This is a genomic window from Stenotrophomonas sp. ESTM1D_MKCIP4_1 (assembly GCF_003086895.1).
In the GTDB taxonomy this organism is placed as follows: domain Bacteria; phylum Pseudomonadota; class Gammaproteobacteria; order Xanthomonadales; family Xanthomonadaceae; genus Stenotrophomonas.
This window is the reverse complement of record NZ_CP026004.1, coordinates 257,246-272,260: the sequence shown is the minus strand read 5'-3', so window position 1 is coordinate 272,260 and position 15,015 is coordinate 257,246. Positions and strand designations below refer to the sequence as shown.

The 15,015-nt window shown below is 68.3% G+C and carries 12 protein-coding genes; 5 read left to right on the top strand and 7 right to left on the bottom strand.

Annotated features, from left to right (window positions below; translation table 11 throughout):
- Nucleotides 1–2 precede the first annotated feature (2 nt).
- Both zapE and C1924_RS01165 read right to left on the bottom strand, forming a co-directional pair.
- Nucleotides 3–1,103: a cell division protein ZapE gene (gene zapE / locus C1924_RS01170; protein ID WP_108763708.1), complete on the bottom strand. Its 1,101-nt coding sequence runs from the start codon at nt 1,101–1,103 to the stop codon at nt 3–5.
- Nucleotides 1,100–1,771: a CocE/NonD family hydrolase gene (locus C1924_RS01165; RefSeq protein ID WP_108763707.1), complete on the bottom strand. Its 672-nt coding sequence runs from the start codon at nt 1,769–1,771 to the stop codon at nt 1,100–1,102. Before C1924_RS01165 ends, zapE begins: the two co-directional genes overlap by 4 nt.
- 43 nt (nt 1,772–1,814) lie before the next feature.
- On the opposite strand from C1924_RS01165, the gene C1924_RS01160 reads away from it, so the two are divergent.
- Nucleotides 1,815–2,672, top strand: coding sequence for a hypothetical protein (locus tag C1924_RS01160; RefSeq protein WP_108763706.1), 858 nt, complete (start codon nt 1,815–1,817; stop codon nt 2,670–2,672).
- Between the two features lie 61 nt (nt 2,673–2,733).
- Here C1924_RS01160 and C1924_RS01155 read toward each other — a convergent pair whose 3' ends face one another.
- From C1924_RS01155 to C1924_RS01145, 3 genes are all read right to left on the bottom strand, one after another.
- A complete protein-coding gene (locus C1924_RS01155) occupies nt 2,734–4,176 on the bottom strand; it encodes an ExeM/NucH family extracellular endonuclease (protein WP_108763705.1) in 1,443 nt (480 codons plus the stop codon).
- Between the two features lie 354 nt (nt 4,177–4,530).
- Entirely contained in the window at nt 4,531–5,049 is a 519-nt protein-coding gene (locus C1924_RS01150; RefSeq protein ID WP_079224832.1) for a c-type cytochrome, read from the bottom strand.
- Between the two features lie 200 nt (nt 5,050–5,249).
- Nucleotides 5,250–5,867 carry a TetR/AcrR family transcriptional regulator gene (locus tag C1924_RS01145; RefSeq protein WP_108763704.1) on the bottom strand — a complete coding sequence of 206 codons (618 nt, stop codon included), beginning with the start codon at nt 5,865–5,867 and terminating at the stop codon, nt 5,250–5,252.
- A gap of 158 nt (nt 5,868–6,025) precedes the next feature.
- Here C1924_RS01145 and C1924_RS01140 point away from each other — a divergent pair, with 158 nt between their 5' ends.
- From C1924_RS01140 to C1924_RS01130, 3 genes are read left to right on the top strand one after another with little or no spacing between them, the layout of a single operon-like run.
- On the top strand, nt 6,026–7,189 hold the full coding sequence (locus C1924_RS01140; RefSeq protein ID WP_108763703.1) for an isovaleryl-CoA dehydrogenase: 1,164 nt from the start codon (nt 6,026–6,028) through the stop codon (nt 7,187–7,189).
- Nucleotides 7,190–7,199: 10 nt separating this feature from the next.
- A complete protein-coding gene (locus tag C1924_RS01135) occupies nt 7,200–8,810 on the top strand; it encodes a carboxyl transferase domain-containing protein (protein ID WP_108763702.1) in 1,611 nt (536 codons plus the stop codon).
- Between the two features lie 41 nt (nt 8,811–8,851).
- Nucleotides 8,852–10,834 carry an acetyl/propionyl/methylcrotonyl-CoA carboxylase subunit alpha gene (locus C1924_RS01130; RefSeq protein ID WP_108763701.1) on the top strand — a complete coding sequence of 661 codons (1,983 nt, stop codon included), beginning with the start codon at nt 8,852–8,854 and terminating at the stop codon, nt 10,832–10,834.
- A gap of 17 nt (nt 10,835–10,851) precedes the next feature.
- Here C1924_RS01130 and C1924_RS01125 read toward each other — a convergent pair whose 3' ends face one another.
- A complete protein-coding gene (locus C1924_RS01125) occupies nt 10,852–12,054 on the bottom strand; it encodes a putative peptide maturation dehydrogenase (protein WP_254051192.1) in 1,203 nt (400 codons plus the stop codon).
- A gap of 135 nt (nt 12,055–12,189) precedes the next feature.
- Between C1924_RS01125 and C1924_RS01120 the strand changes: the two genes are divergently transcribed.
- Nucleotides 12,190–12,489, top strand: coding sequence for an NHLP-related RiPP peptide (locus C1924_RS01120; protein ID WP_301554015.1), 300 nt, complete (start codon nt 12,190–12,192; stop codon nt 12,487–12,489).
- Here the strand turns inward: C1924_RS01120 and C1924_RS01115 are convergent.
- Nucleotides 12,476–15,001 carry a putative peptide modification system cyclase gene (locus C1924_RS01115; RefSeq protein ID WP_108763698.1) on the bottom strand — a complete coding sequence of 842 codons (2,526 nt, stop codon included), beginning with the start codon at nt 14,999–15,001 and terminating at the stop codon, nt 12,476–12,478. The genes C1924_RS01120 and C1924_RS01115 overlap by 14 nt on opposite strands.
- Between the last annotated feature and the right edge of the window lie 14 nt (nt 15,002–15,015).

The window sequence follows — 15,015 nt, the reverse complement described above, 5'->3', positions numbered from 1 at the left end:
GCTTACGCCCGGTGCGGGGTGCCCAGGTACTCGGCGCTCTGCATTTCAATCAGGCGCGAGGCGGTGCGCTCGAAGGCGCCCTGCAGGCGCTCGCCGGCATACAGTTCCACCGGCGAGGTGCTGGCGGTGCAGACCAGGTTGACGTGGCGGTCGTACAGCTCGTCGATCAGGTTGACGAAGCGACGCGCGGCATCTTCATTCAGGCGGTCGAAGGCGGGAATGTCGCCCAGCAGCACCGTGTTGAACTCGTGCGCGATCTCGATGTAATCCGACGGGCCGCGCGGGCCTTCGCACAGGGCGGCGAAATCAAACCAGGCAATGCTCTTGCCGCGGCCGCGCACCGGAATCTTGCGGCCTTCGATCTCGATGTTGCCGGCCTTGGCCGGCTGCCCGCCACTCAGTTCACCCCAGCGGCTGGCCAGCCAGCCATCGCTGTCGGCGGCCAGCGGCGCGCGGTAGACCGGCGAACGGGTCAGCGCGCGCATGCGGTAATCCTCGGTGCCCTCGGCGTACAGCTCCACGCAGTAGCGCTGCAGCAGGCCGATGGCCGGCATGAAGCTCTCGCGCTGCAGGCCGTTGAGGTACAGGTTCTCCACTGCCGTATTGGAGGTGGTCACCAGGGTCACGCCTTCGGCGAACAGGCGTTCGAGCAGCCGCGCCAGCAGCATGGCATCGCCGATGTCGGTGACGAAGAACTCGTCCAGCACCAGCACGCGCAGGTTGCTGCGCCATTCCTGGGCGATCTTCGCCAGCGGGTCGCTCTGCCCCTGGTGTTCGCGCAGGCGCTCGTGGACGCTGCGCATGAAGCGGTGGAAGTGCGTGCGGTACTTCTGCTTGATCGGCAGGCCGTCGTAGAACAGGTCCACCAGGAAGGTCTTGCCTCGGCCGACACCGCCCCAGAAGTACAGGCCCTTCACCGGTTCGGGCTTCTTCCAGAACGAGGACAGGCGGTCCAGCCAGCCGTCCTCGGCGCTGTCGACCAGGCCCAGGTGGATGCGGTCCAGTTCGGCCAGGGCCGCGTGCTGGGCCGGGTCGTCCTGCCAGTCGCCGCTGGCAACCCCGGCCGCGTACCGCTGCGACGGGGTCAACGCCTGCTCGCTCATGCCGCCGCGCCCAGCCAGTGCTTGACGCCGTGGGTGAGCGCACCGCGCAGGTCGATCAGCTTGCGGTGGAAGAAGTGGCTGGTTTCGGGCATGCGCACCAGCTCGTGCGGCGCGCCCAGCGTGTCCAGCCACTGATAGACGGCCTGCGGGTCGACGATCTCGTCCTGCTCGCCCTGGATGACCAGCCAGCGGGCCGGCGGCTGCACGCCGCTGAAATCCCAGCGGCCGGCCGGCGGCGCGATCGAGATCAGCGCTTCGGGCTGCAGCTCGCCCGCGGCCTTCAGCGAAACGAAGGAACCGAAGCTGAAACCGGCCAGCCACAGGCGGTCGTCCGGACGCTGGCTGCGCACCCAGGCGGTGACAGCCTTGAGGTCATCCTGTTCGCCCACGCCATGGTCGAAGCTGCCTGCGGAGCTGCCGACACTGCGGAAGTTGAAGCGCACCGTGGCAATGCCCAGCTCGCGCAGGGTGGTGGCGGCCATGGTGACCACCTTGTTGTGCAGGGTGCCGCCTTCGGTGGACAGCGGGTGGCAGATGATGGCCACGATCGGCTGCACCGGCACATCGGCCTTGGGCAGGTCGACGACCACTTCCAGCGGGCCGACCGGGCCATCCAGTACGAGGCAGGCGGTTTCGCCGGGGGCGACGGGGAACGAGGGCTTGTGCATGGCACCATGATAGCGTCCCCCGCCCCTGCCCTGTGCCCGCCCCATGCTCTACCTGTCCCTGGCCGTGATCTGCAGTGTGCTGGTTTCGGTGTTGTTGAAGCTGGCCAACCGCCGCGCGCTGGACGTGCCGCAGATGGTGACCTGGAATTATCTGGTAGCCGCCACCCTCACTGCCGTGGTGCTGCAGCCGCCGCTGGACGCGCTGCGTGCGCCGCATGCGCCGTGGGTTTCGCTGCTGGCGCTGGCGGTGGTGCTGCCGTCGATCTTCCTGGTGCTGGGCCGCGCAGTGGCCGTGGCCGGCATCGTGCGCAGCGATGTGGCCCAGCGCCTGTCGCTGCTGCTGTCACTGGCCGCCGCCTTCCTGTTCTTCGGCCAGACCGCCACGGCGTGGAAGCTGGCCGGCCTGGGGCTTGGCCTGGTGGCGATGGTGGCCATCAGCCTGCGCCCGCGCGGGCCGACGGTGACTGCATCGGCCGGTGGCTGGGGCTGGTTGCTGGGCGTGTGGGGGGGCTTTGCGGCGGTGGACGTGCTGCTCAAGCAGGTGGCGCTGTCGGGCACGCCGTCGATGGCGGCGGTGCTGGCCAGCTTCAGCGTGGCCTTCGTGCTGATGCTGGCGCTGCAGCTGTGGCGGCATGCCAGCGGCCGCAGCCGGCTGGCGTGGCGCAACCTGGGGGCCGGTGCGCTGCTGGGCCTGCTCAACGGCGGCAACATCCTCTTCTATGTACACGCGCACCAGGCGATGCCGGACAGCCCGGCCACCGTGTTCGCCGGCATGAACATCGGCGTGGTGGTGCTGGGTGCGCTGGTGGGCGTGTTCGCCTTCGGCGAGGCCACCACGAAGTGGAACCGCGCCGGCCTGGCGCTGGCGGTGGTGGCGATCGGATTGATCGCCTGGGGGTGAGCGGGTGTATCGGGGTCAGAGCCCATTCCGTTGGAATGGGCTCTGACCCCGCGCTTGAACGTTATTTCCCGAAGCCCAGCAGCAGTGGGTCGTGGTCGGAGCTGCGCCACGGGCCCGGCACGTTGCGGCCCTGGTAGCCGCTGGCGTCCTGTTCGTCGGCGTTGCTGTGCCATTCGGCGGCACCGCGCAGGCGCTTGGCCATGCCCGGGCTCAGCAGCGCGTGATCGAGGCGGCCGGTGTAGCCGTTGTAGACGTAGCTGTAGGGATGTTCGACCTTGGCCACCTTGAAGGCGTCCTGCCAGCCCAGGTCATGCAGGGTGCGGATCGGGTCTTCCTGCGCATACGCATTGAAGTCGCCCAGCAGCACGATGTCCTTGACCTTCAGGCGCGCCGCTTCGGCATTCACCCACTGGTTGAGCTGGTGCGCCGACTCCACGCGGGTGGCATTCCAGCAGCCCTGCCCATCGTTCTGGTCGGCGTCGGCACCGCTGGCATCGCGGCAACCCTTGGACTTGAAATGGTTGGCCACCACCAGGAACGGGGCGCCATTGCCCTGGAAGGCCTGCGCCAGCGGCGCGCGGCTGTGTTCGGCGAACGGACCATCCAGTTTGGTCAGCGGACCGCCCAACGGCTTGAACTGGCTCCTGCGGTAGATGATGCCAACGCGGATGGGATTGGTGCCCGGGCCTTCGCCGGCATCGACCATGGCCCATTGCTGGGCTGGTTCGAGGTTGGCGTTGAGCGCCGCAAGCAGTTCGGCGATGGCGGACTGCAGGCCGTAACCATCGTTTTCCAGTTCCATCAGTGCGGCGATATCAGCGTCGAGCGCGCTGATGGTTGCCACCAGCTTGGCCACCTGGGCCTTGTGTTCGTCCAGCGTGCGCGCGCCGCGCAGGGTCGGGAAGCCACCGCCCTGACCGTCACCGTTGAAGAAGTTCTCCAGGTTGAAGGCGGCGATATGCAGGTCGCCGGCCACCTTGGGCACCGCCGGGCGCTGCAGGTCCGGCAGCTTCAGCGTGCCCTGCACCTGCAGGCTGGGACGGCCCTGTGCATCCACCCGCACGATGCCTTCCACGTTGCGCAGCTGCATGCCGGTGCGCAGCACCGGGTTGCCGGCCAGGTACGGCACGCTGCCCGGGTCGCGTGCATCGCTGCCGTCATCCAGCACCAGGCGGCGGCGCTGGTTGTCGGCCATCACCTGTTCGATGCCGGCCGTGCCCGGCGCGGCCACTTCGGTGGGCTGCCAGAGGCGGCCATCGAAGGCCACGGTGAGCTGGCCGAAGCGTTCCAGGCCATCGGTGCCGGCCAGGGTGAGCGGGGCGGCGATGCGCACGTGCTGGCCGTCCAGCGCGCGCCAGTCGGCCGGCGCGGTGGTCAGTACGACCGGCGCCTTGCTGCGTGCGGCGGACGGGGTCGAGGTCGGCGCGGCCTGCGACTGGGCCTGGGCAAAAGTGGTGGCCGGCAGCAGCAGGGACAGGGCAAGGGCGAGGGAACGGCGGCGCATCGACGGGCGACTCCACGAAATGGGCGCACAGACTAACCCCGAAATGTGCAGGCCCGCTTGCAGCGCGGGGCACTCTGGGCGATCAGGCCTTGGTGGGCAAAGCGCGGGGGCGCAACGGCGGCGACCGGCGACCGGCGGGGGGCGCGGGGAAACCGGAACCGGAACCGGGGGTAGAGTCGACTGTTAGTCGACTGCTCTTGCCAACGTGGCCGAAAAGCCCGCGCTGCGCGCGATAGTCGACTGACAGTCGACTCTACCCCCCGACCCCACGATTCCCGACCCACGATCCCACGACCGACGATCTGCGATCCCACGATCCCACGATCCCCATTCCGCCGTTCCGGGTGTTGACGCCTATTTCAGGTTACCCAGCATCCAATCCACGGTGGCGTGGATCTGTTCTTCGGTGAGCGCCGGGTTGCCGCCCTTGGGCGGCATGATGCCGCCGTCGGGGCCGGTGTAGCCTTCGATGGCGTGCTTGTAGAGGGTGTCCTTGCCTTGGGCCAGGCGCTGGTCCCAATGCGCATGGTCAAGCGTGGGCGCCTGGCCGACGCCGGTGGTGTGGCAGGCGGTGCACAGGTTGTCGAAGATGACCTTGCCATCCTTGGTGCCGCCGTAGGCCACCTGTGAAGCGGCCTTGGCCAGTGCGGCGGCCTTGGCTGCAGCCTGTGCGGCGGCGCCGGTACTGCCGGCATACACCGCGCCGGTGGGCGAAATGCGCTGCTCGGTGCGCTTGGCCGCGGTGGGCGACACCTCGGGCGGAATGCGGGTGTGGATGTAGGCCGCCAGAAGGATGAGGCCGAGCGTGATGGCTGCCAGCAGCGCGATCACCATGGAGAAGCGTTTCAGGAACTCCAGATCGTAATTCCGCACTCTTCGTTACCCCTGGCTGATAGTCGTTGGACCACGGCTGAGCGACTGCGTGATGAGGCGAGTATAGAACGCGCTCTGCGTGCGACAACAGGCGTCGATGCTGGTGCGGCGCAGCATGCGCGCGGGATGGGGTCAGATCCCTTTTGCATCGCAGAAGGGATCTGACCCCGCCAACAATCGCCGTCGGCCAGCGGCCGGCGCTACCGGGTGACGGGGGCGCCAATCGCGCGCAGGCAGAAGCTGCAGATGGCGTCCACCAGCGCGCCCTCATCGCGGTGCGCTTCGCGGCTGGGTGCGGTCGGGCCGACCATCGCTTCGGTGAACGCCCCCACCAGGCAGGCGGCGGTGGCATGTGCGTCCTGCGCGGGCAGCTCGCCGGCGGCCACGCCCTCTTCCACCAGGCGCAGGAATACATCACCAAAGGCGCGGCGCCCGCGCATGCGCTCGGCTTCCACGTCCGGGTCCACCGGTTCGACGATGAAGGCGTGGGCCAGCCCCGGCCCGGCCAGGGCGCGGCGGACGAAGGCGGTGATGGCCAGGCGCAGGCGCTCGCTGGCCACTTCGGGGCCGCTGGCGATGCGTTCCATGATCTCCACCTCGTGGGCCACGGCGGCGTTCAGTACCTCCACGAACAGCTCGGCCTTGGACGGGAAGTGCCGGTAGATCAGCCCGGTGGACACGCCTGCCTGGGTCGCCACGGCGGTCACCGGGGCATTGCGCCAGCCGCCGGCCGCGACCAGCTCGCGGGTCGCCAGCAGGATCCGTTCACGGGCCCCGGCCAAGCGTTCTTCCATCAATGCAGAGCGTTTGTAGGCCATATCCTGATTCTAGTTTCAATTTTTGAATTTGTGTTCACTTCTTTCCCGAACCCCGCTACGCTGGGGCCATCGCCCGTGCTGGCCGCTGCCTTCAACAGCCACCAGCCTCCCCCTGACGGGTGCGTCCATTCCCCCACCTTCCTCGTGGAGCCGCCGCAATGCACGTGCCATCCCTGAACTTCGATCTTGGCGAAGAGATCGACCTGCTGCGCCAGAGCGTGGCCCATTTTGCCGCTGCCGAGGTCGCTCCGCTGGCCGCCGAGGCCGATGCCAGCAACCAGTTCCCGCTGGCGCTGTGGCCGAAGCTGGGCGAACAGGGCCTGCTGGGCCTCACCGTGGAAGAAGCATACGGCGGCACCGGCATGGGCTACCTGGCCCACGTGGTGGCGATGGAAGAGATTTCGCGCGCCTCCGGCGGCATCGGCCTGTCCTACGGCGCGCACTCCAACCTGTGCGTGAACCAGCTGCGCAAGAACGGCAGCGAGGAACAGAAGCAGCGCTTCCTGCCCGACCTGTGCAGCGGCGCCAAGGTCGGCGCGCTGGCGATGAGCGAACCGGGCGCGGGTTCGGACGTGGTGTCGATGAAGCTGCGTGCCGACAAGCGCGGCGACCGCTACGTGCTCAACGGCAACAAGATGTGGATCACCAACGGCCCGGATGCCGATGTGCTGGTGGTCTACGCCAAAACCGACATGGAGGCCGGCGCCAAGGGCATCACCGCGTTCCTGGTTGAAAAGGGCACGAAGGGGTTCTCCACCGCACAGAAGCTGGACAAGCTGGGCATGCGTTCCTCGCCCACCTGCGAGCTGGTGTTCCAGGACTGCGAAGTGCCGGAAGAGAACGTGCTGGGCCAGGTGGGCGGCGGCGTGCGCGTGCTGATGTCCGGCCTGGATTACGAGCGCGTGGTGCTGTCCGGCGGCCCGCTGGGCCTGATGGCCGCGGCCATGGACGTGGTGATGCCCTACGTGCACGAGCGCCACCAGTTCGGTGAGGCCATCGGCAGCTTCCAGCTGATCCAGGCCAAGATCGCTGACATGTACGTGGGGCTGGGCGCCTGCCGCGCCTACGTCTATGCCGTGGCGCGCGCCTGCGACCAGGGCCGCACCACCCGCCAGGACGCCGCGGGCGCCATCCTGTATGCCGCCGAGAAAGCCACCTGGCTGACCGGCCAGGCCATCCAGATCCTGGGCGGCAACGGCTACATCAACGAATACCCGACCGGCCGTCTGTGGCGCGATGCCAAGCTGTATGAAATCGGCGCCGGCACGTCGGAGATCCGCCGCATGCTGATCGGCCGCGAACTGTTCCAGCGCACCCTGTAAGGCCACCGCCATGACCGTCCTCACCAGCCAGCTGCAACCGGGCAGCGAAACGTTTGAAAGCAACCGCGCGGCCATGCAGGCCGTCGTTGATGACCTGCATGCCACCCTGGCGCGCACCGCGCTGGGCGGCAATGAAGCGGCGCGGACCAAGCACACCGCACGCGGCAAGCTGCTGGTGCGCGACCGCATCGATGCGCTGCTCGACCCCGGCAGCGCCTTCCTGGAAATCGCGCCGCTGGCCGCGCACGGCATGTATGACGATGCCGTGCCCGCTGCCGGCGTGGTGGCCGGCATCGGCCGGGTGAGCGGCGTGGAATGCTTGATCGTGGCCAACGATGCCACGGTGAAGGGCGGTACCTATTACCCGATGACGGTGAAGAAGCACCTGCGCGCGCAGGAGATCGCCGAGCAGAACCACCTGCCCTGCATCTACCTGGTCGATTCCGGTGGTGCGTTCCTGCCGCTGCAGGACGAGGTGTTCCCGGACCGCGATCATTTCGGCCGCATCTTCTACAACCAGGCCAACCTGTCCGCGCAGGGCATCCCGCAGATCGCCTGCGTGATGGGCAGCTGCACTGCTGGCGGCGCCTACGTGCCGGCGATGAGCGATGAAACGGTGATCGTGCGCGAACAAGGCACGATCTTCCTGGGCGGCCCGCCGCTGGTGAAGGCGGCGACCGGTGAAGTGGTGACGGCCGAGGAACTGGGCGGCGCCGACGTGCATACGCGCATTTCCGGCGTGGCCGACCACATGGCCGACAACGACCTGCAGGCACTGGCACGCGTTCGCGCGATCATTGCCCAGTTGAACTGGCGCAAGCCGGAACCGGCGATGGCGGTGCAGCAATCGGAAGAACCGCTGCTGCCGGCGCATGATCTGTACGGGGTGATTCCCGCCGATACGCGCAAGCCCTACGATGTGCGCGAAGTCATCGCGCGGCTGGTCGATGGCTCGCGCTTCGATGAATTCAAGCCGCGCTACGGCGCCACGCTGGTCACCGGCTTCGCCCATCTGAACGGCTACCCGATCGGCATCATCGCCAACAACGGCATCCTGTTCTCCGAGTCGGCACTGAAGGGCGCGCACTTCATCGAGCTGTGCACCCAGCGCAACATCCCGTTGGTGTTCCTGCAGAACATCACCGGCTTCATGGTGGGCCGCAAGTACGAACAGGGCGGTATCGCCAAGGATGGCGCCAAGCTGGTGATGGCCGTGGCCTGCGCCAAGGTGCCCAGGTTCACGGTGGTCATCGGCGGTTCGTTCGGCGCCGGCAACTACGGCATGTGCGGCCGCGCCTATTCGCCCAACTTCCTGTGGATGTGGCCGAACGCGCGCATCGGCGTGATGGGCGGGGAACAGGCCGCCAGCGTGCTGGCCACGGTGAAGCGCGATGGCATTGAAGCCAAGGGCGGGCAGTGGCCGGCAGCGGAAGAGGACGCCTTCAAGTCGCCCATCCGCGACCAGTTCGAGCAGCAGGGCCACCCCTACTACGCCAGCGCACGCCTGTGGGATGACGGCGTGATCGATCCGGCCGACACCCGCCGCGTGCTGGCCCTGGCCCTGTCGGCCAGCCTCAACGCCGCCCCGCAGCAGACGCGCTTCGGCGTGTTCCGCATGTAACCCATGCCATGACCGAGCACGCTCCCATGAAGCCCGTTGCCATGTTCAGCAAAATCCTCATCGCCAACCGTGGCGAGATCGCCTGCCGCGTCATTGCCACCTGCCGTCGCCTGGGCATCGCCACGGTGGCGGTGTATTCCGATGCCGACCGCAGCGCGCGCCACGTGCGCCTGGCCGACGAGGCCATCCACATCGGCCCGGCCGCCGCGCGCGAAAGCTACCTGCGCGGTGACGTGCTGCTGGACGCTGCGCGTCTGACAGGCGCCCAGGCGATCCATCCCGGTTACGGCTTCCTCTCCGAGAACGCCGATTTCGCCGATGCCTGCGCCGCCGCCGGCATCACGTTCATCGGCCCGCCGGCCAGCGCCATCCGTGCGATGGGTGACAAGAGCGCGGCCAAGGCGCTGATGGCCAAGGCCGGCGTGCCACTGACGCCCGGCTACCACGGCGACCAGCAGGAACCTGCATTCCTGCGCGCACAGGCCGATGCCATCGGCTACCCGGTGCTGATCAAGGCCAGCGCCGGTGGCGGTGGCAAGGGCATGCGCAAGGTCGAGCGCAGCGAAGACTTCGTCGATGCACTGGCCAGCTGCCAGCGCGAGGCCGCGTCGGCCTTCGGCAACGACCATGTGCTGGTGGAAAAGTACGTCGAGCGCCCGCGCCATATCGAGATCCAGGTCTTCGGCGATTCCCATGGCGATGCGGTGTACCTGTTCGAGCGCGACTGTTCGGTGCAGCGCCGCCACCAGAAGGTGCTGGAAGAAGCACCGGCACCGGGCATGAGCAGTGAACGCCGCGCGGCGATGGGCCAGGCCGCCGTCGATGCCGCGCGCGCGGTAGGCTACGTGGGTGCGGGCACGGTGGAGTTCATCGCCGGCCCGGAGGGCGATTTCTACTTCATGGAAATGAACACCCGCCTGCAGGTCGAACATCCGGTGACCGAGTACATCACCGGTACCGACCTGGTGGAATGGCAGCTGCGCGTGGCCGCCGGCCAGCCGATGCCGCTGCGCCAGGAACAACTGGCCATCCACGGCCATGCGATCGAAGCGCGCCTGTATGCCGAAGATGCCGACCGCGGCTTCCTGCCCTCCACCGGCACCCTGCGCCGCCTGCGCCTGCCTGCACCGTCGGCGCATGTGCGCGTGGACACCGGCGTGGAGGAAGGCGACAGCATCACCCCGTATTACGACCCGATGATCGCCAAGCTGATCGTCTGGGACGTGGACCGCGATGCCGCGCTGCGCCGCATGAGCCAGGCGCTGGCCGACTGCCAGGTGGTGGGCGTGACGACCAATGCCGGTTTCCTGCGCCGTCTGGTGAATACCGATTCCTTCGCCAACGCGAAACTGGATACCGCGCTGATCGAACGCGAGCAGGCCGCGCTGAATGCCGTGGGCGACAGCGATGATGCGCTCTGGCAACTGGCGGCCATCGCCGCCGTGGCCAGCACTGCACGCGCGGGCAGCGATGCACGCGATCCGCATTCGCCGTGGCAGGCGCAGGATGGCTGGCGCCTGGGGGCTTCCGCACCGCGCGTGCTGCCGCTGCAGCAGGGTGAGCGGACGCACACGCTGAAGGTGTGGGCGCAGGCCGATGGCTGGCGCGTGCAGCGCGACGATGCGGCACCGGTCAGCGTCATCGGCAGTGCCGATGCGAATCGCATGTCGGTACAGCTGCACGGCCGCCGCTGGCAGCTGCAGCTGCTGCGCGAAGGTGACCAGCTGTTCCTGTTCGGTGCAGATGGCCAGCACCGCTTCACCCTGCACGACCCGGTGGGTGAATCGGACAACGCCGTGGCCGATGCCGGCAGCCTGCTGGCGCCGATGCCGGGCAGAATCGTGGCCACCCTGGTCGAGGCGGGCACACAGGTGAAGCGCGGCACGGCGCTGGTGGTGCTGGAAGCAATGAAGATGGAACACACGCTGCAGGCGCCCGCCGATGGCACGGTGAAGGGTTACCGAGCGAAGGCGGGCGACCAGGTGGGGGATGGCGCGGTGCTGGTGGATTTCGAGGTGGGCTGAGCGCCCACCCCGCGCACTCACCCAGCGCGCGTCCAGACCTCGCCGGCCGGGTCCAGCTCGGCCGTTTCCATGGTGGCGGCGCGCCAGCCGAAACCGCACATCGCCAGGGCCCCCTGCTGCACCGGGTCCAGCTGCAGCACCGGCTCCAGGCAGCGTTCATTGATTGCACCGGTAATGAAGGCACCCAGACCCAGATCGGTGGCCGACAGGTACATCGTCTGCGACAGGTGCCCGGCCTCGAGCGCGACCACGCGGTAGCCCTTGGCGTGGCGCCGGTACTTCCAGAACGTGCGGTCGAAGCGGGGCACCAGGGTGACCAGGCAATGCGCGTTGGCAAACCAGTGCTGCTGGCCCAGCGCTTCCATGGCAAACGCACGCAGGCCCATCGGTGGGTCGGGCAGGCGCACCAGGCTGTGCCCTTCCAGCAGGTAGCGGTACACACCCGGTGCCACGCCTTCCACGTTCTGCACCACCAGGAACGCCTCGGTGGGATGCAGGCCGCCACCGGAGGGGCTGCTCTTCTTCTGGAACCGCAGATCATCGCTGACCTGCACATGCGCGCGCGCACCGAACACGCGCGCCAGCATGGTGGAGAACAGGGCCAACGGCAGCGGCCGCGCCTCATCGAAGTTGCGGCAGGTGGCGCGCCGTGCCAGCAGCGCATCGAACGCGGTGTCTTCCTGCAGCGGCAGGCGCTGGCTGGCCGCCTCGGCGGCCACCGCCGTCGGTGCCGGTGGCGGCCCCAGCACCTCCCGCATGCCCACTGCCGTATCGGTGCCGGAATCGCGGGTGTTCTTCACTGCATCAACCCCCTCCCACCGCGTGAACGCGTGCAGCACAGCCGCCAGCGGATGCCAGTACGCCTCGCGGTGGCGGTCGTCGGCCTGGCGCGCCTGCAGCGCTGTCTCATCGCTGGGCGATGCACTGACCAGCAGGCCCTGGCGCAGCAGTGCTTCGCACGCCACGCGCTCGTCATCGTGCTCGGGCAGGTCCTGCCAGTGGGTGGGGCCAATGCGGCCCAGCAGCTCGCGCTGCAGTGCATCCACTTCCACCGGCTCGCCCAGGTGGGGCGCCAGTGCGACCCAGCGCATCTGCCGACGGATGCCGTTGCCGCCGGACAGCAGGTCCTGCAGATCGAAGCCGGTGCTCTCGCGGGGTTCCAGCAGCAGGATCTCGCAACGTCGGATGCGGGTGGAAGGCATGGCAGGGTCAACGGACATGGCATCGTGTTCAGAAGGGCGCAGTTCACTAGCGGCCGCCAGCGACGGAACTTCATCAGGCTCAAGTGCGGACGGTGCGGGCCGATCTAGGAACGTTCGCCGATCTTTCCGCATTTCCCAACGTCGAGGTTATCTGTGTCCCTGCCTGTCCTACCCGCGCCGATCGCCATGGCACTGATCTGTGCGCTCGCTGAAGACGATGCGTTCCGCGCCCTGTTCGCTTCCAATCCTGCTGCCGCGCTGACCCACCTGGGCCTGCCGGCCGCCGATGCGGAGCTGCTGAAGGTGTGCTGCCACGTCAACCAGCTGGCCTCCAAGGAAGCCATCCTCGAAGCCAAGCAGGAACTGCAGACGATGCTGACCAAGGAGCTCGGCCAGCTGGTGCCTTCGCTTGACGCGAGCCCGGGCCCGGGCTGGACGCTCAAGGGGCCGTAATCGCCGCTGCCGTCGGCTCCGGCCGACGGCGCAGGCTGGCCGCCACCCCTGCGGCACGGTTGCTGTCGAGCACGTTGAGCGGCTGCATGCAGTAGCCGCAATCCACTTCGGCATAGGCGCGGCCGCGGTTGCTCGCCAGATAGTCCGCCTGTGCCAGCGCCTGTGCATTGGCCCCCTTGGCCACGTGTGCATCCATCGCCGCCACGCGGGTCTGGAAGCTGGCCTGCCCGGTCAACCAGGGCGCGAGCAGCGCCAGCGCCGCATCCGGTTTGCCCTGCCGGGTCGCCAGGCTGGCGCGCACGACGGCCACCGTCTCCGCCACCGGGGGCTGGCCCATCACCTCATTGATCTTCGACAGTCGCGCCAGCACCCGTTCGGCCAGTTCCGTATCGCCCATCCGGATCGACAACAGCGACGAGGCCAACGCCACCATCGCATCATCGCCGCCGTCGGCCAGAGCACGGTTGTCGACACGCTGCAGTGCACTGTCGACATTGCGGCGCAGCTGCGCGCGCGTGGCGTCATCATCGCCGGCCCCCCACAGCGCCGTGGCCAGGGGTACCAGCATCACCTGCTGGTCAAAACCCGGTATGTCGGCAAACTGCTGAGCGCCCTGGCGGGCAATCTGCACGGCCTGCGCCCACTGCTGGCGGTCCACGGCGATGCTGGTGCGCTCGATGGCCACGTGGCGCGAGGGTGCCGCGCGATCCAGCAGCGACTCGGCGGCGGCGTAGTTGCGCAGGCTGGCCTCGGCCGAGCCCAGGTAACGGTTGCTGGCCGTGCGACCGCCATCGATGGCACGCTTGAAGGCCTGACGGGCCCCCTTGACGTCGCCACGCGCCACCAGGATGCGCCCCAGCAGATCGTGCGCCACGTTGGTCAGCTCGAACCGCGGATCCGCCGCCTGCCGTGCATATGGCAGCGACTCCTCGAAGCGGTTTTCCGCGTACAGCCACAGGGCCGCGTTGTACTGCGCGGCAAAGTAATCCGGATAGAGGCTGGACAGGCGCCGCCACGCCTCGGATGCCTGCCCGCGGTCGAGCAGCGTCGCCGACCATGCTTCCAGATAGAGCGCTTCACGCGGTGGCAGGCGGCGCTTGAGGCGTGTGGCCGTCTCTACCGCCTGCATTGCCCCGGCAAGGTCATCCACCGCAAAGCGCGCGCGCACCTGCGCCATCCAGGCCAGCGCGAAATCAGGATCCAGCTCCACCGCCTGCTGGAACATGGACAACGCACCCGGGTAGTCGTTGTGCGCGTACAGCTTCTGGCCGATGGAATAGGCGCGCAGCGCATCCAGGCTGCCGGTGGTGACTGCAGGCAGCGGAGCAGAGTCCTTTTCGACCTGCCCCAGCGTTTCACCCAGGCGACCGCGCAGCCGCGCCACCACGTCATCGGTGGAGGCCAGCAGCGATTCAAGGCCACGGCCGTCGGCCGATTCCACCGCAAGCGTGGCACGGCTGGCCGGATCCACCACGCCCACGCTCAGGCGCAGCCGGCCACCCGATTCGGACAGCGTGGGCATCAGCACCACCCGCGCACCCACGCGCTGGGCGATCTCCGAAGCGTTGTCCGCATCCAGTGGCGCATCCAGCGAGGCACGCATCTGCTGCAGCACGCTGCGCGCCTTCAGGTCGCTGATCACGTTGATGTAGCGCGACTGTTCCAGGCTCACGCGCAGCGCCTGCTGGGTGGAACCGTCCAGCAGGCTCTCGCCGGTAAGGTTGCGCAGATCGCCGACCACCACCCAGTCACGCTCGGCAAAGGCGATGGCCGGCTGCGGCCGGGTCAGGAACCAGCCGCCGACCAGCAGCGCTGCCGCCAGCGCGACCTCGGCGGTCATCACCAGCGGCTGCCGCCAGACCGGGATGTCGCGCGATGCTTTGGCGCTCTGCCGCGGGCGGCCGATGCCCCGTGTCGCCGGATCCTGCAGGCCGAATACTTCCATCGACTGCGCCACGCCCTTGAAGCGCCAGCGACCGAACGACTTCCACTTCAGCCCCAGCGCGGCGTCACCCAGATCGCCGGCCGCCCGCCGCACCATCGACTCGGCGGTGGCCGACAGCAGGAACTGGCCGGGCTGCGCCAGCTGCATCAGGCGCGCGGCCATCGGCTTGGCCAGGCCTTCCACTTCCACCGGCTTGGCGCCCAGCGCGATCGCTTCGGCACTGTTGTTCCACAGCAGCACTTCGCCCACGTGCAGGCCCATGCGGGCGCGCAGCACAATGTCGCGCTTGCCGCCCAGCGCCTGCAGCCCACGCGGGTAATCCAGCGCGAACCCCAGTGCATCCACCGGGCGCTCGAACAGCATGAACAAGCCGTCGGAGCGGTCGATCTGCTGGCCGTTCCAGCGCTGCTGGAGCGCCATCACCAGACGGTCGTGGTCCTGGAACAGTTCCGCCGCGGCGGCATCGCCCATGCGCTCCACCAGCAGGGTGGAATCGCACAGGTCAGTGAACAGCAGGGCCCGCAGCTGCGTGGTGTGTGGAGTCGACGTACCGGTGTCGCCGTTCATTCGCAAGGCCTCCG

Coding starts and splice junctions, on each gene's coding strand:
- zapE (WP_108763708.1), bottom strand. CDS start 1,103: ATGAGCGAGCAGGCGTTGACCCCGTCGCAGCGGTACGCGGCCGGGGTT.
- C1924_RS01165 (WP_108763707.1), bottom strand. CDS start 1,771: ATGCACAAGCCCTCGTTCCCCGTCGCCCCCGGCGAAACCGCCTGCCTC.
- C1924_RS01160 (WP_108763706.1), top strand. CDS start 1,815: ATGCTCTACCTGTCCCTGGCCGTGATCTGCAGTGTGCTGGTTTCGGTG.
- C1924_RS01155 (WP_108763705.1), bottom strand. CDS start 4,176: ATGCGCCGCCGTTCCCTCGCCCTTGCCCTGTCCCTGCTGCTGCCGGCC.
- C1924_RS01145 (WP_108763704.1), bottom strand. CDS start 5,867: ATGGCCTACAAACGCTCTGCATTGATGGAAGAACGCTTGGCCGGGGCC.
- C1924_RS01140 (WP_108763703.1), top strand. CDS start 6,026: ATGCACGTGCCATCCCTGAACTTCGATCTTGGCGAAGAGATCGACCTG.
- C1924_RS01135 (WP_108763702.1), top strand. CDS start 7,200: ATGACCGTCCTCACCAGCCAGCTGCAACCGGGCAGCGAAACGTTTGAA.
- C1924_RS01130 (WP_108763701.1), top strand. CDS start 8,852: ATGTTCAGCAAAATCCTCATCGCCAACCGTGGCGAGATCGCCTGCCGC.
- C1924_RS01125 (WP_254051192.1), bottom strand. CDS start 12,054: ATGTCCGTTGACCCTGCCATGCCTTCCACCCGCATCCGACGTTGCGAG.
- C1924_RS01115 (WP_108763698.1), bottom strand. CDS start 15,001: ATGAACGGCGACACCGGTACGTCGACTCCACACACCACGCAGCTGCGG.